The organism is Gudongella sp. DL1XJH-153 (assembly GCF_049310905.1).
Lineage (GTDB): Bacteria > Bacillota > Clostridia > Tissierellales > Tissierellaceae > Gudongella.
The window spans coordinates 60,654-79,533 of record NZ_JBMEMN010000009.1 but is presented as its reverse complement, the minus strand read 5'-3'; the positions used below and the strand labels follow the sequence as shown (position 1 = coordinate 79,533).

The window sequence follows — 18,880 nt, the reverse complement described above, 5'->3', positions numbered from 1 at the left end:
TTAGGGTATAGACGGGGTCGTCTGCTGGTAATCCGATTTGATACAGATTGAAGTTGATTGCTTGTTGCCCTATTTCGAAAAATTGGTTATAATATGGTGTGTTCATTATAGTTACAGTATACACTGTAACGGAAAAAAGATGGTTGTGGTTAGCCATCTTTTTTCTTTTTTTGATAAAAAAACAGCACCCTCTCTTCAGAGTGTGCTGTTTTTTCAAAAGGGGCTATTTCCCGACAGCCCCATGTCCAATGTTAAAATCATACACGGGAGCAGTACAGGTACTTATATGGCTATACTGGATGAAAACATGGATATGCATGTTGCAATAAGTTCAATGGACATTTATTCATATCTTGATAAGGATTACATTTTACAGAATAGGGATGGCATACTGGAAAGCAGCATCATTGCTTTTGATACAAACCTATCCATGGATAATCTGAAATTTGCGGTGGAGCTTTTCAAGCATAAGAAGCTTTTTCTTGATACAGTTTCTTCTGAAAAGGCAAAAATTGCAAAAGAAATAATCGGTTTCTTTCATACTGTAAAGCCAAACAAGCTGGAAGCCCAGATATTGACGGATATTAGTATTGAGAACGATAATGATCTCGTGGCTTCAGCTGATCTGCTTCATTCCAAGGGGGTTGTCAATGTGTGTATATCTCTTGGTTCTGAAGGTGTGTTTTACAGCAATTCAAATGAAAGAGGTCTGGTAAGAATACCTGATATAAAAATAAGAAATGCAACAGGAGCAGGAGATGCATTCCAGGCTGGTCTCATACACGGTGAGCTTGAGGGAATGGACTTATCAGAAAGTGTAAAAATTGCTTCTGCAACTGCTGCTATGACCATGGATTCTGAAAGTACAATAAATAAGAGCATAACAATTGAAAAGATACTTGGTTTATCAAAGAAAATGGAGGTTAGAAAATTATGAGAGAGTACTTGGATATAAGCAAGGATGTCAAAAAAGCATTGGAAGAAGGAAAGCCGGTTGTGGCACTGGAGTCCACAATTATTTCTCACGGGATGCCATATCCACAAAACGTTGAGACAGCCTTAAAAGTAGAAGAAATAATTAGAAGCAAGGGAGCAGTTCCAGCTACAATAGGAATAATCAATGGACGCCTAATTGCTGGGTTGACGTCGGATGAAATTGATTATATGGGTAAAACATCTGGAATTGCAAAAGTTTCAAGAAGAGATATTCCATTTATTGTCTCCTCAGAAAGAGATGGTGCAACAACTGTAGCATCAACAATGATAATTGCTGAAATGGCTGGAATAAAAGTATTCGCTACTGGTGGAATCGGTGGAGTCCATAGAGGTGCTGAAACCACTATGGATATTTCTGCAGACCTTGAAGAACTGTCTCAAACAAATGTGGCTGTAGTTTGTGCTGGAGCAAAATCAATTCTTGATATTGGTCTAACCCTCGAGTACCTGGAGACTAAAGGCGTACCGGTTCTTGGATACAAGACAGATGAGTTGCCTGCATTCTACACTAGAAAGAGTGGCTTCTCGGTTGATTACAACATGGATTCACCTAAAAAAATTGCTGATCTCCTTAGAGTCAAGTGGGATCTGAATCTACATGGAGGAGTGGTTGTAGCCAACCCAATCCCTGAAGAATACTCCATGGATGCAGCTCTTATCACCGATACTATTGAAAAAGCAATTGTGGAAGCAAATGAAAAGGGAATCAAGGGTAAAGACACCACTCCCTTCCTTCTAGCCAAAATTAAAGAAATTACAGGTGGAGACTCCCTTGATGCAAATATTGAACTGGTATACAACAATGCGATACTGGCAGCACAAATTGCAGTAGAGCTCTCTAAATAACTTATTAAACTGAGGATATCCCCTCAGTTATTTTTGTTTAATTTCTGGAATTAGGTATATAAATATAGTAATAGCTGATAATGATTATCATTTAACTATAAATTCAAGGAGGTATCTACATGCGTTTGGAAGATTATAATCCATTGAAAAATGAAATGTACCAGGTTTTGGATCCAACCGGCAAGATTGTGTTGGAAAAAGATATTCCCGAGCTTGATGATGAACAACTGAAGTATCTTTACAAAACCATGCTCTTTACAAGAACTATTGATGAGAAGGCACTTTCTTATCAAAGACAAGGTCGGATGCTAACCTATGCACCTAATCTTGGTCAGGAAGCAGCACAGGTTGGAAGCGCCTATTCCCTGGAAAAGGAGGACTGGTTGGCTCCAGCGTTTAGAGAGCTGGGAGCTTGGCTTGTAAGAGGTGTTCCACTTAAAAACATCTATCTTTACTGGTACGGCAACGAGTGGGGCAGTCATATGCCCGAAGGGGTAAGGGTTCTGCCCATATCAGTGCCAATAGCATCCCAGATGCAACATGCCACAGGTATTGGAATGGCAAATAATATTAAGAATGAGAAAAACGTTGTCCTGACATATGTTGGTGATGGCGGAACCTCTCATGGTGACTTTCACGAGGCGCTTAACTTTGCTTCTGTATTCAAGTCTCCAGTGGTATTTATTGTGCAAAACAATCAGTATGCAATTTCCACTTCAAGAAAAATTCAGACGATGAGTGAAAATATTGCCTTGAAGGCAACTGCCTACGCCATGCCTGGAATTCTGGTCGATGGCAATGATATATTTGCCATGTACAACGCAACAAAAGCTGCTGTAGATAGGGCGAGAGATGGTGATGGTCCAACGCTTATTGAGGCCTACACCTACAGACTGGGAGCTCACACCACTTCTGATGATCCAACTAAGTACAGGGATGATGCTGAAGTTGAAGAGTGGAAAAAGAAGGATCCTATCTTAAGATTTGAAGAATACCTAAAGGGAAAAAATCTAATCGATGATCAGTGGATAGATGAAACTAAAAAAGAACTTGAGAAAGAGGTAAAGGAAACCTTCGAGTCAATTGAAGACAAGTCCGATACAGTACTTGAGGATATATTCAAGTATCATTACGAAGAAATGCCAGCACAGTTAAAAGATCAGCTGGATGAATATAAATCCTTTTTGGAAGGAGGAAAATAAAAATGGCCAACACTTTAAGTATTATACAAGCCATTAACCAGGCTCTGATGAATGAAATGAAAAACGACGATACAGTTGTAGTCTACGGTGAGGACGTTGGAATTGAGGGTGGAGTTTTTAGAGCATCCGTGGATCTGCAAAAGACTTTTGGCAAGGAAAGAGCATTTGATACGCCTTTGGCTGAATCAGCTATTGTTGGGACAGCTGTAGGAATGGCAATCAATGGACTTAAGCCTGTTGTTGAAATGCAGTTTTCAGGATTTTCATATCCTGGATTCAATCAGATAATCAGTCATGTTGCCAGAATGAGGAACAGATCCAGAGGTCAGTATAATCTACCAATGGTGATACGCGCACCCTATGGTGGTGGAATCAGGGCTTTGGAGCACCATTCTGAAAGCACTGAAGCACTTTATGCTCAAATTCCTGGACTGAAGGTTGTAATACCATCAACACCTTATGATGCCAAGGGTTTATTGATAGCGGCAATAAGAGATCCGGACCCAGTTCTTTTCTGGGAACCAAAGAGAATATACAGAGCCTTCAAGCAGGAAATCCCTGAGGAAGCTTATGAAATTCCGTTGGGCAAAGCCAAGGTCATCCAGGAGGGTGATGATATAACGGTAGTTGCCTGGGGAGCAATGGTTCCAGATGTACAGAAGGCAATCAAGATAGTTGAAGAAAAAGGAATATCCGCTGAGGTTATCGATTTGAGAACGATCGCTCCAATGGACAGGGAAAGCTTCATCGAATCAGTCAAGAAGACTGGACGAATCCTTGTTGTTCATGAGGCACCAAAGACTCTTGGAGTTGGTGCTGAGATAATCTCAATTGTAAATGAGAAAGCTTTCCTGTATCTTGAGGCACCGCCTACAAGACTCACAGGATTCGATACAACATTTCCTCTTCCGAGGGGAGAAAAACACTATATCCCAAGTCCTGAAAGAATTGCCAAGACCATTTTGGATGTAGTCAGCTACTAGAAAGGAGGTCAGCCATGAAATTTGAATTTCAATTCCCCGATATAGGAGAAGGAATCCACGAAGGTGTAATTACGAAGTGGATGGTCCAGGAAGGGGATAAAATAGAAGAAGGAGAATCCGTTGCGGAGGTTGAAACCGACAAGGTAACTACTGAAATCCCCTCCCCCAGAAGCGGTAAGGTTCTGGAATTAAAGGCCAACAAGGGAGATACCATCAATGTTGGAGATGTATTTATAACTATTGAAGCAGGTGGCTCAGTAGAAGATGATGCAATAGAAGAAGTGGATACGGCAAAAGAGGAAGATGTTGAAAAATCGAAACCTGAAAAAGAAGAACATGTTGAAGAAGAAACTGCAGGTGTTGTGGGTCAGGTGGTTGCTTCCTCTGATGTTATCCCATCAAGTACAGAAGGCACACCTTCTTCAAAGCCTAAAAAGGAGAGCAGGAAGGTTCTCGCAACTCCTGTCGCAAGACATCTTGCAAAGGATCTTGGTGTTGATATCACAAGAGTAAAAGGTTCCGGCCCAAATGGCCGGGTTATGAAGGATGATATATACAAAGCGAGCGAGATGAAGATGGAAAGTGAAGAGAAAGAAAAGCCAAGCAAAACTAAGAAAACTGAGCCTAGGAAGCTGTCAATTTCAGAGGATCTCCCTGTTGAGAGAGTCCCTCTTACAAAGATAAGAAAGACCATCTCGGAAAAAATGAGTGAATCCAGATTCACTATTCCTCATACAACGGCAATGGATGAAATCGATATAACCAAGCTTTACAAATTCAGGAAGCAGTACAAGGATATGCTGAAGGATGAAGGAGTAGGATTAACCTACCTTCCATTTATAATCAAGGCATCAATCGTGGCTCTGAAACAATTTCCTGAATTTAACTCAAGCCTTGATGAAGAAACCGATGAACTTGTTATCAAAAAATACTACAGCATCGGTGTTGCAACTGATACTGAAAGAGGCTTGATGGTCCCAGTTATAAAAGATGCTGATAAAATGAGTGTCGTTGAAATTGCAAAAGCCATTGATGACTTGAGCACTCGTGCAAAGGACAATAAGATTCAGCTTCAGGAACTTAAGGGTGGCTCTTTCTCTGTAACCAACTATGGTTCAATTGGGGGATACTTCGGAATTCCAATCATAAATTATCCTGAGTCAGCTATTCTTGGCATAGGACGAGTTGTTGAAAAGCCAATTGTCAAAGACGGAGAAATTGTAGTTGCTCATATTCTACCACTTTCACTTTCCTACGACCACAGGATTATTGACGGTGCAAGTGGTGCACGATTCCTGAATCTATTGAAGGAATTGCTGGCAGACCCAGATATTCTGCTGCTTAAAGGATAATGGAGAGTGATATAATGGAAAAATTTGATATAGCGATTATCGGTGGTGGTCCAGGAGGCTATGTGTCGGCCATAAAGGCTGCACAGGGAGGATTGAAGGTCATTGTGGTGGAAAGGGAAAGACTTGGTGGACTATGTCTTAACTGGGGCTGTATACCTACCAAGACCCTTCTTATCTCTGCCAGACATTACAGAAATCTTCTTCGCAGCGAAGACTTTGGAATTACTGGTGTAGACCTTGCAAACGCAAAGATTGACTGGGGAAAACTCACCAATCGAAAAGATATAGTCGTAGATAAACTGGTTTCAGGAATAGAAATGCTGTTTAAAAAGAATGGAGTAAAATTCATAAAGGGACCAGCAGAGGTGATTGATACAAAAACATTGAAGGTCAATGATGAGACCATTTCTTATGAAAATCTTATTGTTGCCACAGGGGCAGGCAGCTATTACCCTGAAATACCAGGTCTTGAAGATCTGATACACTCGGGTGATGCACTTGATTCAAAAGGTTTCTTAAAACTTGATGAATTGCCTAAAAACGTTGTTATTCTCGGTGGAGATGTTTATGGTGTTGAATATGCTACACTTTTAAATGCAATAGGTGTAGATGTGACCTTGGTTCATCAGAACAAGTCAATACTCCCCCATACCGAAAAAGAGCTTGCCAAGACACTTGAAAGACAACTTAAAAAAGATGGCCTGAAGATAGTATCTGAGGCTGAAATAATTAAATTCGAAAAAAACAAACTAACAATTGAAAGAAAGGGCAAGGAACAGACCCTTGAAGGAAACAAGTTCCTCTTGTTTCTGGGACTTAAGCCAAATCTTGAAGGTCTTGAAAACCTCAAGCTTGAGTTGGATAAGAGAGGATTTATTAAAACAGATGAAAAAATGAAAACAAGCATCGACAGCGTATATGCAATCGGTGATGTCAACGGAAAGGTTCCACTGGCCCATGTGGCATCTGCTGAAGGTATTGCTGCAGTTGAGAATATTCTGGGTGTCGAATCCAACTTGAATTATGACCATATACCTAAAGTTGTGTATTCCTTCCCAGAACTTGCCAGTGTTGGAATAACAGAGGATGAAGCCAAGGAAAAGGGAATTGATTTTTCAGTGGGGAAATTCCCCCTTTCAGCTAATGGTATGGCTATTGCTGAGGGAGAGACCACCGGCTTTGTAAAGATTATCTCCGACAACCTATACGGTGAAGTAATTGGAGTTCATATGGCAGCAAGCGTAGCTTCTGACATGATATCCAAGGCTGTAGCCATAATGAATCTTGAAGGTACGGTCTATGACCTTGCAAAGACTATTCACCCCCACCCAACATTTGCAGAAGCCATCATGGAAGCTGCATTTGATGTAATTGACAAACCAATTCATGCATAATTTGAATGCTGTGTGGTAACTAACCCACACAGCATTTTTACATATCTAGTATGTTTTCTTGCTCTTCTTAAAATCCTTTTGCATCTTTCCGAACTTCTTCTCCTGAGCCTTCTTTTGAACTCTTGCTGATTTCTCCTCTTTGGCTCTGGCATATTCTGATTCCTTTTTTAGTTTAAGATAGTTATTCCACCTGCTGTTTGCAAGTTCTCCTGATTTGAGTGCGTACCTGATAGCACATCCTGGCTCATCATTATGGCTACAGTCTCTAAATCTGCATCTATCTGCAATTGCTGCTATATCGTGGAATGCTTCCTCCATTCCTGAATCAGCACTCCATAGCTCCAACTCTCTCATACCCGGTGTATCTATAACCATTGTACCATCATCAAGTACAATCAGCTGTCTGTGGGTTGTGGTATGCTTTCCTTTGGCATCGTTCTCCCTGATGGTGTTAACTTTCATCACTTCACTCTCTGCAAGGGCATTAACTAGAGATGACTTCCCTACTCCTGAAGATCCAAGAAGAACCAGCGTTGATTCACTCTTCAAATAATCTTTAAGGGCTTCAATTCCAGCACCTGTTATGGAGCTTACTGGAAAAACCTTCACTCCAGGAGAATTGGATTCAATTGCATCAACATACATTGAAAAGTCATCAGAAATATCACTCTTGGTTAGAACAACCAGAGGCTCTGCACCACTTTCCCATGCCGAAACGATATATCTGTCCAACCTCTTTATGTTGAAGTCCTTATTCATGGATGAGAGTATCAAAACATAATCAAAGTTTGCAGCGACCACCTGCTTGTTCCGATTGAAGGAGTCCATCCTTGAGAACTCACTTTTTCTCTTGAGTACTTTATAAATAATATCTTCTCCCACAGGATTGTGCCTTACTGCTACAAAATCTCCTGTTGTAGGATATATTACTGATTCAGGGCTATTATAGAATATTGAACCCTTCAACGTTGCCCAACTTTCTCCGTGTTCAGTTATAACCTGATACCTTTCCCTATGCACTGCTGAAACCCTACCAGGAATCATACCCGATTCCCTCGCAACTATTTCTTTAAACTCGTCCTTATAAAATTCATTGTAACCTATCTTTTCCATACTTGTTTTATTCATTTGTGCCCCCCTGATTTTCTGTTGTTTTATAAAACTCTCTAGTGCTTTTCAACAAATTCTTCCTCATTTTGGGCACAAAAAAACAGACATCAACCTGTCTGCAAACACAAAAACACGACCTTTCGATCGTGCTGATCATACTTATTCCCTTGAAAGGTTAATTTTTTGTTGCCCGTATTATATTTTATTCTCCCCAATCACTCTAATCGCTATCATAATACAACAACTCCTTTCAATTACTCTTTTTACAATAATAGTATAATTCTTCTGCAGGTGCGTGTCAATACCATTAAGTTAGAATTCGTTGCCATTTTCACAATATTTTTCTATTCCAATCCCCCATGAATCTCAAGTACTGGCACCACAAACATAAATCCTGATCCTATTTTTTCATCCATATTCAAGATTCCTTTTATCCTGTCAATTGCCTGGTCCAATACTTCCTTCTCTCTAATTACACTGACCAAAGTTTTATTGTAGGGTTTTCCCTCATTAAGTATTTTTGAGATGCTAGAAAAAATACCTTCGTTAACATTATGCTCAAGGAGTAGCTTGCCCATTCCAACACTATCGATGGTTGTAGCACCTGTATCCAGTTCATATAGATTTTCCAATATTTCATCCAGCTTGTCTGTCTGGTTGAGAATTACAAAAAGCGCATACATATCAACACTTCCTTTTCAATTTATGTTGCAATTATATCAGAATGGCTTGTTTTAATCAATTTTCTCATTTGTACTTGCATTTATGAAAATATAAGCATATAATTAAATCTTGTTGTTAAATATTTGTTAAACTACATATATTCCTTGCAACCAAATATTAAAAAGAGGTGTACAAAAGAATGAATAATTTATTTTACTTCGCACTGATACTACTTGCCGGAATCGGTATGGCAAAAATTGTATCAAGATTCAAACTACCACATGTTACAGGCTATCTGCTTGCGGGAGTCCTGATAGGCCCTTCCATACTCGGAATCATACCCATGGGTGTAGCTGACGGCATGCACATTATCTCAGAAGCTGCCCTAGGGTTTATAGCATACAGTATAGGTAGTGAGATAAACTTCTCAAAACTAAAGAAGATGGGTAAATCCATCATAACCATAACCTTATTCGAGGCACTGACTCCAGTAGTATTGGTAACATTGGCAATGATCTACATATTCAAGCAGCCACTGCCATTTGCAATTGTTATTGGAGCAATTGCAGCAGCAACCGCTCCAGCAGCAACAATAATGGTAATAAGACAATACAAGGCCAAAGGTCCTCTTGTGGATACACTTTTACCTGTAGTTGCAATGGATGATGGACTTGCAATCATTTCTTTCGGTATTGCCTTTACAATTGCAAAATCTCTGATGTCTGCATCAGGAACCATATCCTTTGTAAGTGCAGTATTGGTTCCACTTTGGGAAATCACACTTTCACTTGGCATCGGATTTCTTGCAGGACTGGCCTTAAGCTACCTAATCCCGAAAATAAAAGGTGAGGACGAACTGCTCAGTATAGTTATTTCAACAATATTCATATCAATTGGAATAGCAGCATTTGCAAATGTTTCAACTCTACTGGTATGCATGACGCTAGGAATCACAATTGCCAACTTCTCACGTAACAGCATAAGAGCCATTAGTATAATAAACAGAGTTACTCCTCCAATATTTATTGCCTTCTTCACCCTTGCAGGTATTGAGCTTGACCTTAGTGTCCTTAGATATGCAGGCTTCCTAGGTATAGGTTATATTCTTGCAAGATCATTGGGTAAGACCCTAGGAGCAACTATTGGTGCCCGGTTGACAAAATCACCAACCATGGTTACGAAATACCTTGGTCTTACCTTGCTTCCTCAAGCTGGTGTAGCTATTGGCCTTTCAATGATAGCACAAACAGTAATGCCTGAGTTCGGAGCTACCATAAGAACTGTAATATTGGCATCTACTGTAGTGTATGAGATTTTAGGACCAGTAATAGCCAAAAATGCCCTGATTAAGGCAGGCGAAATAGATCCCTCTCAGATATAACTGCAATAACCATCCATTGGATTCTCTATGGATGGTTATTGTTTAATCCGGCTTTCTTCTTTCATTTCTAAGTAGCAATACCTGTGAGTAGGTGAAGAAACCCAGCCCTATCCAGACCAAGGCAAATGCTGAAAGTGACCATTTATCAAATGGTTCATTAAAAGCAAATATTCCCAATAGTAATGAAATAGATGGTGATATATACTGAATAAATCCCATTATTTTCAAGGGAAGTCTCTTTAAACTTTCAGCATATAAAAGCAAGGGTGTTGCAGTTGCTATTCCGCTTGTCATAATTAACAACCAATAATAGTAAGGAAGATTCCCACTTATTCCTCTTGCTGAAATTTCAACATATAGTATATAAACTATTGCAGGAATTCCTATTATCAATGTCTCAAAGGCAAGACCAGTCAGTGAGTCCACCTTTGTCTTCTTTTTCAGAAAACCATATGTTGAAAAACTTATTGCTATTGCCAGTGAAATCAAAGGCAATCTTCCATATAATAAAGTCTTTAGAATAACCCCTGCAAAAGCAAATCCAAGTCCCCATTTTTGCAATGTATTAAGCTTTTCCTTATAGAAAATCCTTCCCATAAAAATTAAAATCAATGGATTCATATAATAACCAAGACTGGTTTCAATTACAAAATCATTGTTAACAGCCCAGATGTATGTCATCCAGTTTATTGATATGAACAATGACGGGGCAATAAAACTGACCCAGGTCTTTGGATTTGAAAGTTCTCTTCTAAAATCTTGTCCTTTTTTCTTTAGAATTATTATTAAGATTACAAATAAAAAAGACCAAAATATTCTGTGTGCAAAAATCTGAAATGGATTGACTGCCTCAACTATCTTCCAATACAATGGAAGAAATCCCCAAAGTACAAATGACAGTATCCCCAATACAAGACCTTGAGTGTACTCATTAATCTTCATTTTATTACCTTCTTCCAATTAATAGTCAGACATTGTATAGATTATCACCATGTTTCATTTTTCCCAATAGTAAAATACACCCGGATAATCCTCTAAAAAATCCAGGTGTACTCAGATTACTTCTTTTTAATACTATTCTCATAGTATTTTACATATTCATCAACATTTATTTTCCCAAACAGGTCTTCCAACAAGTCAAAGGGTATTTTCTTTGGATTCTTGAATCTGATGCAGCTTTTACCCATATCCAACTTGGTATCTACTCTTTTGGAGTACTCTTCTCTAAACCACTCCTCTATCTCAGGAACGATATAGATTCCGGAGTGATACAAAGCTATATGATTCTTTTGACTGGCCAGAGCCATGAAAGGCAGCGGTTCATCATGATTGACATGATACCCCTCCGGATAGATTGAATGAGGAACAACATATCCTATCATACCGTAGCTTAATGTCTCCTCAAAGCCTTCCGGTAGATTCTCCAATATAAGTTCTCTAAGCTTGCTGATTATTTCCTTTCTTTCTTCTGGTAGTTTATCAATATATTCATCGACACTATCTGCATCATATTTCATTTTTTTGCCTCCTCCTAATATCCTTATATTTTATGATTATAATTCTGTATACCCTAAATAATATTTTTTTTGCCATAAAATCACATCTTTTGTTTTATTAGCTACATTCGGGGCGGCATGGAAACCGCCCCCTACCACTCTTGATAACGATTGATTTTCTACCCTCAGGATCGGCTGGGAAACGTCCATTACTCTACTAAGACCCACTTACATAAAATATACATGTTAAGGTAATTTATTTTATTTTTTAATTATTTTATCTTGACATTAGTGTGTATCGTACACTATAATATAGACAAAGGAGGTGTCCTATGAGCACACATGAGGAATTATTTAATAATCTACAACAGGAAATGAAGCGCGGGACTCTTGTACTGGCAGTTCTAACACAACTGGATGAGCCACAATACGGATACTCTCTAATGGGAATACTTGAGGAGAAGGGATTGCAAATTGATCAAAACACCCTTTACCCTTTGCTCAGAAGACTTGAAAAACAGGAAATGCTTGAATCCATCTGGGAGGTTGAAGGGAACCGTCCAAGACGATACTACAAAATCAGTACATTGGGGATTTCTGTTAGAGAAGATTTAATATCTGAATGGAACAGTCTGAACAAAGTTCTTGGAAGTTTGATAGGAGGAGATGAAAATGATTAAGAATTACTTGTATGCCATTGGAAAGTATCTTCCACCTTCACAAAGAGATGACATCCTAAAAAATGTAGAAGCAAATATCTATGAATATCTTGAAGAAAATTATGGAAAAAGAGAATACACTGAAAATGAAATTGCTGATGCCCTATACAATATGGGAAATCCTAAAAAAGTTGCACAAAGTTACCTTGACAAGCCAAGATATTTAATCGGACCCCAGTATATTGACACATATCTTCTAGTAGTGAAAATAGCACTTCTGGGAATTTCAATAGGAATGGCTGTAGTTTCGATCATTAAATTTATTGCAGACGGAAACCTTATAATGTCCTTGCTTTCATTTTTAGGAGGTTTATGGAATGGAGGTTTGGTAGCGGTTGGAATTGTGACCATAATATTTTCACTTGTAGAGAGATATGATGATAGTGGTTCATCACCTTTTGATGACAAAGATGAAAAATGGAGCCTAGAGTCATTGGACTCACCACCTGAAGCAACCAATCGGGTCAAGGTAACAGATTTGATTTTTGAGTCTATCTTTATTCTCTTATTTCTGGCATTTCTAAATCATGGATCAGCTTTGCCCAGGATATATGAAGACATAACTTTTGTTTTTATAAATTATGAAGCCCTAGCACCCTATATCCTATGGATCAACCTAACCTTGGGATTGAGTTTGTTGCTTAATTTATACTTGCTTATCAAGAGAAGCTGGAATATAGTTACACGCCTTCTATCAATTGCACTTGATCTTGCGGGTATAGGAATATTTGCCATCCTAGCACTTACTCCTAATCTAATGGATTTTTCTGATATACCAGGCCTTACACAGGAGGAAATACTAGGTATAGAAACAGGTGTTAATTTAGGTCTGAAAATCGGACTTGCCGCGATAATCGTAATTACCTTAATTGAGGTATTTAAACACTTTAGGGCTATTTTTAGAAAAAGATGATTTAAACTGTTGGGGATACCTTAAATTGGGTATCCCTTCAATATACTTATATTATCAGAAGCTTGGAAGTGGTATAATAAACACAAATATAACAATGAGGAGTGATATTATGGTTTTTTGGATAACTGGTGGTATTATACTATTATTGGGAATCTATGTATTCAGCACCTACAACGGTTTTATTACAATTAGAAATGCTGTAGAAGAGGCATTCGCAACTATGGATGTCTATCTAAAAAAACGCTATGACCTGATTCCTAACCTTGTTGAAACGGTCAAGGGTTATGCGACACATGAAAGGGAGACTTTCCAAAAAATTGTTGAAGCAAGATCACAGGCAATGAATGCAACTACAATCGAAGAAAAACAAGCTTCAGAAAACATGCTGGCAGGGACTTTGAAATCATTATTTGCCCTAAGCGAAAACTATCCTGAATTAAAGGCTGATACTCAATTTCTTGATCTTCAAAGACAATTGCAAAAGGTTGAAGAAGATATTGCTCAATCAAGAAAATACTACAATGCAGTGGTTAAGACATTGAACACAAAGGTTGAGTCCTTCCCATCCAATATTGTCGCCATGATGTTTGGATTCACAAGAGGAACCTACTTTGAAGCTATTGAAACGGAGCGAGAAAATGTTAAGGTCGAATTTTAATATAAAACTATTGCTGCTTCTGCTGATTCTAACTGCTACTGTTTTGTTTCCCCAGGTTTCCAATGCATCAGCCTATGACCTGGAAATTTCTGAATTGGACATACAGATGGATGTTATGGATGATAATTCCTACCGAATCAGTGAAGAGCTTACAGTACAATTTAATCGTTCAGATATGCATGGAATATTCAGGGATATTCCCACCAGGACATATTTTGGAAAACCCGTAAAAATTGAGGATGTTGATGTTATTGGTCATGAGTTTCAATCCTCCAGAGAAGGAGACTTCCTTTCCCTTAGGATCGGAGATCCTGATGAATATGCAAGTCCTATCGAATACTATACTGTAAATTATGTCTACAATATTGGTGATGACCTTGATCCGGATATGGATGAGCTATACTTCAATCTAGTCGGTGACCAATGGGAAATTCCCATTCACAAGACACTTTTTTCAATAACAATGCCCAAGGACTTCAATGAGGAGGATATTAACTTCACTGCAGGTTATACAGGCTCTACGGGAGCCGCACAGGTCGATTACACTGTAAATGGCAATACCATCACCGGACAATACAACCAGACCATATCGCCCGGACAAGCCTTGACAATAGCACTTCCATTAGAGGAAGGGTATTTCAGTGAAGTCGAGCCTGATGGACAAGGTATCAGAACATTTACCAGATCCTATTTTGTTCTTTTTCCACTTTTATTATTGGGTGCAATGGGCTTATTATTCAAATTTGGAAGAGATGACCCCATTTATCCGACAGTGGAATTCTATCCTCCAGAGGATCTTACTCCTGCTGAAATCGGATATGTCTATGATAATCGAATCGATCCTTATGATCTTACTTCCATGCTAATATACTGGGCTGATAAAGGTTATATAAGGATAATTGAAGAAGAAGATGAAAAAGGACTGATATTCAAGAAAACGAATACCTCCCTTAAGCTTGAGAAACTAAAGCCTCTCCCTTCGGGGACGAAAAGATTTGAAAACGTCTACTTCAACGATCTGTTTGACACCTATGCCATTGACGATGTGGTTGAGGTGGATCAGCTTAAGGAGAGTTTTTATATAACTCTTGGAGCAGTAAAAAGCGAGCTTGTGAATTCCTTTGACAATCGTAGATTCCTGTCTAAGTCAGGCAAACTTGCCGCTTTGGGCATGTCAGCCCTGGGTGTGTTAGCATTTATACTGGTATTCCTTGGTCTGTTCAATGAGATGAACCCTTATAGCCCAGGCCTAGTAACAGTTTTTGCAATAATCGGCGGTATTGTTTTGGGAGTCTTTCTCTCTGTATCAGCACATCAGTTTGCCGGCATAAAAACCAAAATGCCTGCTGAGAAATTCAAGACTCTATTTACAGGAATATTTACTGCTATTGTTCCAATTGCAATATCCTTATTACTTCTTTATATAACTGAGGCTAGTACAATATATCTAATTGGTTATGCAATAGGAATCACAGTGATTTTCCTTTCACCCCTGGCACATAAAAGAACCAAAAAGGGCATCGAGTGGATGCAGCACCTATTGGGCCTCAAGAACTTTATTGAAAAGGCAGAAAGGGACAGAATCAAGCTATTGGTTGATGAGGATCCCGAGTATTTTTATCACATACTCCCTTATGCAATGGTACTTGGTGTAACTGACCAGTGGGCGAAGAATTTCGAAGGAATCACAATGAACAGTCCTGACTGGTATCAAACCAACTCAGGCAGAGCATTTTCTGCACCTTTCTTTGTCAGTAGAATGGATTCAACTACTAAATCAGTTGGCAAGACAATGGCATCAAGCCCGGCTAAAACTGGCGGTGGAAGCTTTGGAGGAGGAAGTTCCGGTGGCGGTTCCGGCGGTGGCGGTGGTGGCGGCTGGTAAAAGTATTTATTTCATATTGATTGTATAAAATAAGGGGTTGTGATATTATTAACATGCACAATTCCTTATTTTATTGTGAAAGGAGAAAGTTCAGATGGAAGTAAATGTATGTATTGGCAGTGCCTGCCATATCAAAGGTTCATATAATGTGATTGAAGTTTTCAAGAATTATATCATAGAAAACAGCCTTCAAGACCAGATTGTACTAAAATCAGCATTTTGTCTTGGAAGCTGCTCAGAAGCAGTTTCAGTACAATATGATTATAACAAGATTCACTCGGTTACTCCGGACTCTGCACTGGAATTTATTATAAGCCTCCATGAAGGTAGCTCACTATGAGTTTTATAGATTTTGATATAGATAAATGTGAAGAATGTTACAAGTGTCTTAGAACCTGCCCAACAAAGTCAATATCTTTCAACAGTCACAGAAGATATATCATTGAGGAATCCTGTATAAAATGTGGTTTGTGCCAAATGGGGTGCAGCTCTGGTGCGTTGAGTATCCATCTGGATATCGACATAGTACGTGCTCTTGTGAAAAAAAGTGGCAATGTTATAGTTTCACTTGCTCCATCATTTGCAGGCTCATTCAATATGCATCATCCCAATCAAATGGCGACGGCTCTTAAAAAACTTGGGTTTAGCAAAGTTGAAGAGACCGCAAGAGGTGCTGAGATAGTATCTATGGATTATGAGAGAATAATCTCTGAAGGAACTGCCCCAAATCTTATTACAAGCTGTTGTCCCTCAAGCAACACTCTCATAGAACACTATTATCCCGATGCCATTAGCCAGGTAATCCCGGTTATATCTCCCATGATTGCCCACGGTTATGACATCAAGAGTAGGTACCCAGAAGACTCCAAGATAGTCTTTATTGGACCTTGCCTAGCAAAAAAAGCTGAGGCCATGGATTATGACGACAGCATTGATTATGTCATTACTTTCAGGGAGCTTGAAAAATGGCTTGAGGATGAAAATGTAGACTTGAAAAACCTCCACGGTTCAAGTTTTGACACTCCTTCCACCCAGCGTGGCAAGGCATATCCACTTGGAGGAAGTCTCTGGAGAAAAGACCTGAAGACAAGAATTAATCCCAAATATAAGTATATTCATGTTGATGGTATTGAAGCATGCATGGATTTCCTCAAGTCAGTTGAATCCAATGAGATTAACGGCTTCTGCGCTGAGCTTAACATCTGTGCAGGAAGTTGCATGAATGGACCAGATATTCCTAAGACTGCTCCTGGTTTCTATAAGAGAGTTAGTAATCTAAACAAATATATCCAGAGAACCAGTGATAATCGAAAGCAAGAATATTATGAAGTTCCAATTATCATAAAAAATGATTATCTTTTTCATACATTTACATCGAAACCATCCAATCAAAAATTCGTATCACAAGAAGAGATAGATGAAGTCCTTAATGAGATGGGGAAGATTACAGAAAGAGACAGAATTGATTGCGGAGCATGCGGGTATTCAACCTGCTATGAAAAAGCGGTTGCTGTCAGCAGAGGATACTCTGATATACATATGTGCATGGATTACCTGAGAAAAAAAGCAGAAGGGCTCCAATCCATAATATTTGAAACCAGCCCAAACGCGATCTGTATACTTGACAATGACTATTGTTTTGTTGAAATCAACCCTTCATTTAGAAAGTTCTTCAACAGCGATTCAATCAAAATTGACTATCTGCCATTAACAGCACTGGTCAATCATCCTCTTCTTGCCCATGCTATATGCTCAAGGCAAGATTTAATAAGTAAAAAAATTGAACTGGAAGATACTAAACAGACCTTTATTGTGAATCTGGTACAGATACTTGAAGGCAGAAACCATATTGCAATATTTACAGATATAACAGAAGCTCAAAAGACTAGAGAAGAAATGGAAAGAGTAAAAGCAGAAACACTTCTGACATGCCAGGAGGTAATTGAAAACCAGATGAGAGTTGCTCAAGAGATTGCCAGTATCCTTGGGGAGACAACTGCTGACACAAAAATTGGTCTAAACAAGCTTAAAAAACTTGTTCTTGCTGAAAGTGGTGACAAGAATTGACTATACCTTACTTTGTAGAAATATCCCACAATAGTCTCAATAAGTTCGGCGAAGAATTATGTGGAGACCATGTTGAAATACTCGAAACAGATGACAGAATCATAGTGGTTCTTGCAGATGGTCTGGGTAGCGGTGTTAAGGCAAACATTCTCTCCACATTGACCAGTAAAATCATGGCCACCATGCTTCAGAAGGGAGAAGGTCTCATCGAGACAATTGATACAATAACAAAGACTCTTCCAGTGTGTCAAGTACGGAACATCGGTTACTCAACTTTTACAGTTCTGGAGGTAGATAAAAGTCTTCACGCAAGAATCATTGAATTTGACAACCCCCCTGTATTTCTAATAAGAGACCATCAATTGCTTAATCCTAAAAAAATAAAATTGGAATCATCAGGCAAGAATCTCCTTGTCACAGATTTCTCGCTTCAATTGGAAGATGTCATTACTGTCTGCTCAGATGGAGTAATTCATGCAGGTGTGGGCAATATTCTAAACCACGGATGGCAGTGGCACCATGTGGGGGAGTTTTTGGCAAAACAGTCCATAGCGTCAGCTGAGATACTTAATAGAAGACTTATAAACACATGTCGGGACCTTTATGACAATAAACCAGGGGATGACACAAGTGCTGTAACAGTAAAGATAAGAAAACCAATATGGACACATATCTTTGCAGGTCCTCCTGTAAGAACTACTGATGACAGCAATGCTGTAAGTATGTTTATGAAGCAATCAGGCCGGAAAATTGTATGCGGAGGCACTGCTGCAAATATTGTGGCCCGAGAACTGGGAAGAAGCGTTAATACAACCCTTGATTATATAGACCCCTCCATACCACCAACCGCTTCTATAAAAGGAATCGATCTTGTTACTGAAGGGGTGCTGACACTGAATATGGCTCTTAATGAATTGCGATTCCTTAATCACAATATGGAAGAACCGGTTTTTAAAAAAGCCGATGGCGTATCAAAACTATTGCAAATCATTCTTCGGGACAGCAGTCATATTAAATTTTGGATTGGTCGGACCATAAATTCAGCACATAAATCCTGTCCTGAATTTCCTGATAACCTTGTGATAAAAGAAAGAATCATCCAAGAAATAATGGAGGAACTGAACTTATTTGGAAAACGTGTCTCTTTTGAATATACCGATTAAATAATAGCAGCTGCCAGACTGATAATAAGTCAAGCAGCTGCTATTCTAAACA

Annotated in this window: 18 protein-coding genes; 14 read left to right on the top strand and 4 right to left on the bottom strand. The window is 39.0% G+C overall.

Translation table 11 applies throughout. The features are described from left to right. Positions 1–241 precede the first annotated feature (241 nt). The 6 genes from ACOEN1_RS05550 (at position 242) to lpdA (ending at position 6,773) form a co-directional block, all read left to right on the top strand. Positions 242–937 (top strand): PfkB family carbohydrate kinase, encoded by a 696-nt coding sequence (locus ACOEN1_RS05550; protein WP_422485512.1) that lies wholly within the window; start codon positions 242–244, stop codon positions 935–937. Continuing rightward, positions 934–1,842, top strand: coding sequence for a pseudouridine-5'-phosphate glycosidase (locus ACOEN1_RS05545; protein ID WP_422485511.1), 909 nt, complete (start codon positions 934–936; stop codon positions 1,840–1,842). The genes ACOEN1_RS05550 and ACOEN1_RS05545 overlap by 4 nt, the downstream gene beginning before the upstream one ends. Before the next feature lie 119 nt (positions 1,843–1,961). After that, positions 1,962–3,044 (top strand): pyruvate dehydrogenase (acetyl-transferring) E1 component subunit alpha, encoded by a 1,083-nt coding sequence (gene pdhA, locus ACOEN1_RS05540; RefSeq protein ID WP_422485510.1) that lies wholly within the window; start codon positions 1,962–1,964, stop codon positions 3,042–3,044. Positions 3,045–3,046: 2 nt separating this feature from the next. Further along, the gene (locus tag ACOEN1_RS05535) at positions 3,047–4,027 is read left to right on the top strand and encodes an alpha-ketoacid dehydrogenase subunit beta (protein WP_422485509.1); all 981 of its coding nucleotides are present in this window, start codon (positions 3,047–3,049) and stop codon (positions 4,025–4,027) included. A 14-nt stretch (positions 4,028–4,041) separates the two neighbouring features. After that, a complete protein-coding gene (locus ACOEN1_RS05530) occupies positions 4,042–5,379 on the top strand; it encodes a dihydrolipoamide acetyltransferase family protein (protein ID WP_422485508.1) in 1,338 nt (445 codons plus the stop codon). Between the two features lie 14 nt (positions 5,380–5,393). Beyond that, positions 5,394–6,773: a dihydrolipoyl dehydrogenase gene (gene lpdA / locus ACOEN1_RS05525; RefSeq protein WP_422485507.1), complete on the top strand. Its 1,380-nt coding sequence runs from the start codon at positions 5,394–5,396 to the stop codon at positions 6,771–6,773. A 45-nt stretch (positions 6,774–6,818) separates the two neighbouring features. Here the strand turns inward: lpdA and rsgA are convergent, their stop codons facing one another. Beyond that, positions 6,819–7,901 carry a ribosome small subunit-dependent GTPase A gene (gene rsgA, locus ACOEN1_RS05520; protein ID WP_422485506.1) on the bottom strand — a complete coding sequence of 361 codons (1,083 nt, stop codon included), beginning with the start codon at positions 7,899–7,901 and terminating at the stop codon, positions 6,819–6,821. A gap of 326 nt (positions 7,902–8,227) precedes the next feature. Then, a complete protein-coding gene (locus ACOEN1_RS05515) occupies positions 8,228–8,566 on the bottom strand; it encodes a hypothetical protein (protein ID WP_422485504.1) in 339 nt (112 codons plus the stop codon). A 179-nt stretch (positions 8,567–8,745) separates the two neighbouring features. Here ACOEN1_RS05515 and ACOEN1_RS05510 point away from each other — a divergent pair, with 179 nt between their 5' ends. After that, positions 8,746–9,927 carry a cation:proton antiporter gene (locus tag ACOEN1_RS05510; RefSeq protein ID WP_422485503.1) on the top strand — a complete coding sequence of 394 codons (1,182 nt, stop codon included), beginning with the start codon at positions 8,746–8,748 and terminating at the stop codon, positions 9,925–9,927. 42 nt (positions 9,928–9,969) lie between these two features. Here ACOEN1_RS05510 and rarD read toward each other — a convergent pair whose 3' ends face one another. Beyond that, a complete protein-coding gene (gene rarD / locus ACOEN1_RS05505; RefSeq protein ID WP_422485502.1) occupies positions 9,970–10,869 on the bottom strand; it encodes an EamA family transporter RarD in 900 nt (299 codons plus the stop codon). A 116-nt stretch (positions 10,870–10,985) separates the two neighbouring features. Continuing rightward, a complete protein-coding gene (locus ACOEN1_RS05500; protein WP_422485500.1) occupies positions 10,986–11,444 on the bottom strand; it encodes a DUF1801 domain-containing protein in 459 nt (152 codons plus the stop codon). Positions 11,445–11,755: 311 nt separating this feature from the next. Between ACOEN1_RS05500 and ACOEN1_RS05495 the strand changes: the two genes are divergently transcribed. From ACOEN1_RS05495 to ACOEN1_RS05465, 7 genes are all read left to right on the top strand, one after another. After that, positions 11,756–12,103 (top strand): PadR family transcriptional regulator, encoded by a 348-nt coding sequence (locus ACOEN1_RS05495; RefSeq protein ID WP_422485499.1) that lies wholly within the window; start codon positions 11,756–11,758, stop codon positions 12,101–12,103. Beyond that, positions 12,096–13,055, top strand: a complete 960-nt coding sequence (locus ACOEN1_RS05490; protein WP_422485498.1) for an HAAS signaling domain-containing protein — start codon at positions 12,096–12,098, stop codon at positions 13,053–13,055. The genes ACOEN1_RS05495 and ACOEN1_RS05490 overlap by 8 nt, the downstream gene beginning before the upstream one ends. Positions 13,056–13,164: 109 nt before the next feature. Further along, positions 13,165–13,713 carry a LemA family protein gene (locus ACOEN1_RS05485; RefSeq protein ID WP_422485497.1) on the top strand — a complete coding sequence of 183 codons (549 nt, stop codon included), beginning with the start codon at positions 13,165–13,167 and terminating at the stop codon, positions 13,711–13,713. Beyond that, the gene (locus ACOEN1_RS05480) at positions 13,694–15,598 is read left to right on the top strand and encodes a DUF2207 domain-containing protein (protein WP_422485496.1); all 1,905 of its coding nucleotides are present in this window, start codon (positions 13,694–13,696) and stop codon (positions 15,596–15,598) included. Before ACOEN1_RS05485 ends, ACOEN1_RS05480 begins: the two co-directional genes overlap by 20 nt. Positions 15,599–15,692: 94 nt before the next feature. After that, positions 15,693–15,938 (top strand): (2Fe-2S) ferredoxin domain-containing protein, encoded by a 246-nt coding sequence (locus ACOEN1_RS05475; protein ID WP_422485495.1) that lies wholly within the window; start codon positions 15,693–15,695, stop codon positions 15,936–15,938. Further along, positions 15,935–17,665 carry a [Fe-Fe] hydrogenase large subunit C-terminal domain-containing protein gene (locus tag ACOEN1_RS05470; protein WP_422485494.1) on the top strand — a complete coding sequence of 577 codons (1,731 nt, stop codon included), beginning with the start codon at positions 15,935–15,937 and terminating at the stop codon, positions 17,663–17,665. The genes ACOEN1_RS05475 and ACOEN1_RS05470 overlap by 4 nt, the downstream gene beginning before the upstream one ends. After that, a complete protein-coding gene (locus ACOEN1_RS05465; protein ID WP_422485493.1) occupies positions 17,662–18,828 on the top strand; it encodes a SpoIIE family protein phosphatase in 1,167 nt (388 codons plus the stop codon). The genes ACOEN1_RS05470 and ACOEN1_RS05465 overlap by 4 nt, the downstream gene beginning before the upstream one ends. Positions 18,829–18,880: the final 52 nt, after the last annotated feature.

Coding starts and splice junctions, on each gene's coding strand:
- ACOEN1_RS05550 (WP_422485512.1), top strand. CDS start 242: ATGTCCAATGTTAAAATCATACACGGGAGCAGTACAGGTACTTATATG.
- ACOEN1_RS05545 (WP_422485511.1), top strand. CDS start 934: ATGAGAGAGTACTTGGATATAAGCAAGGATGTCAAAAAAGCATTGGAA.
- pdhA (WP_422485510.1), top strand. CDS start 1,962: ATGCGTTTGGAAGATTATAATCCATTGAAAAATGAAATGTACCAGGTT.
- ACOEN1_RS05535 (WP_422485509.1), top strand. CDS start 3,047: ATGGCCAACACTTTAAGTATTATACAAGCCATTAACCAGGCTCTGATG.
- ACOEN1_RS05530 (WP_422485508.1), top strand. CDS start 4,042: ATGAAATTTGAATTTCAATTCCCCGATATAGGAGAAGGAATCCACGAA.
- lpdA (WP_422485507.1), top strand. CDS start 5,394: ATGGAAAAATTTGATATAGCGATTATCGGTGGTGGTCCAGGAGGCTAT.
- rsgA (WP_422485506.1), bottom strand. CDS start 7,901: ATGAATAAAACAAGTATGGAAAAGATAGGTTACAATGAATTTTATAAG.
- ACOEN1_RS05515 (WP_422485504.1), bottom strand. CDS start 8,566: ATGTATGCGCTTTTTGTAATTCTCAACCAGACAGACAAGCTGGATGAA.
- ACOEN1_RS05510 (WP_422485503.1), top strand. CDS start 8,746: ATGAATAATTTATTTTACTTCGCACTGATACTACTTGCCGGAATCGGT.
- rarD (WP_422485502.1), bottom strand. CDS start 10,869: ATGAAGATTAATGAGTACACTCAAGGTCTTGTATTGGGGATACTGTCA.
- ACOEN1_RS05500 (WP_422485500.1), bottom strand. CDS start 11,444: ATGAAATATGATGCAGATAGTGTCGATGAATATATTGATAAACTACCA.
- ACOEN1_RS05495 (WP_422485499.1), top strand. CDS start 11,756: ATGAGCACACATGAGGAATTATTTAATAATCTACAACAGGAAATGAAG.
- ACOEN1_RS05490 (WP_422485498.1), top strand. CDS start 12,096: ATGATTAAGAATTACTTGTATGCCATTGGAAAGTATCTTCCACCTTCA.
- ACOEN1_RS05485 (WP_422485497.1), top strand. CDS start 13,165: ATGGTTTTTTGGATAACTGGTGGTATTATACTATTATTGGGAATCTAT.
- ACOEN1_RS05480 (WP_422485496.1), top strand. CDS start 13,694: ATGTTAAGGTCGAATTTTAATATAAAACTATTGCTGCTTCTGCTGATT.
- ACOEN1_RS05475 (WP_422485495.1), top strand. CDS start 15,693: ATGGAAGTAAATGTATGTATTGGCAGTGCCTGCCATATCAAAGGTTCA.
- ACOEN1_RS05470 (WP_422485494.1), top strand. CDS start 15,935: ATGAGTTTTATAGATTTTGATATAGATAAATGTGAAGAATGTTACAAG.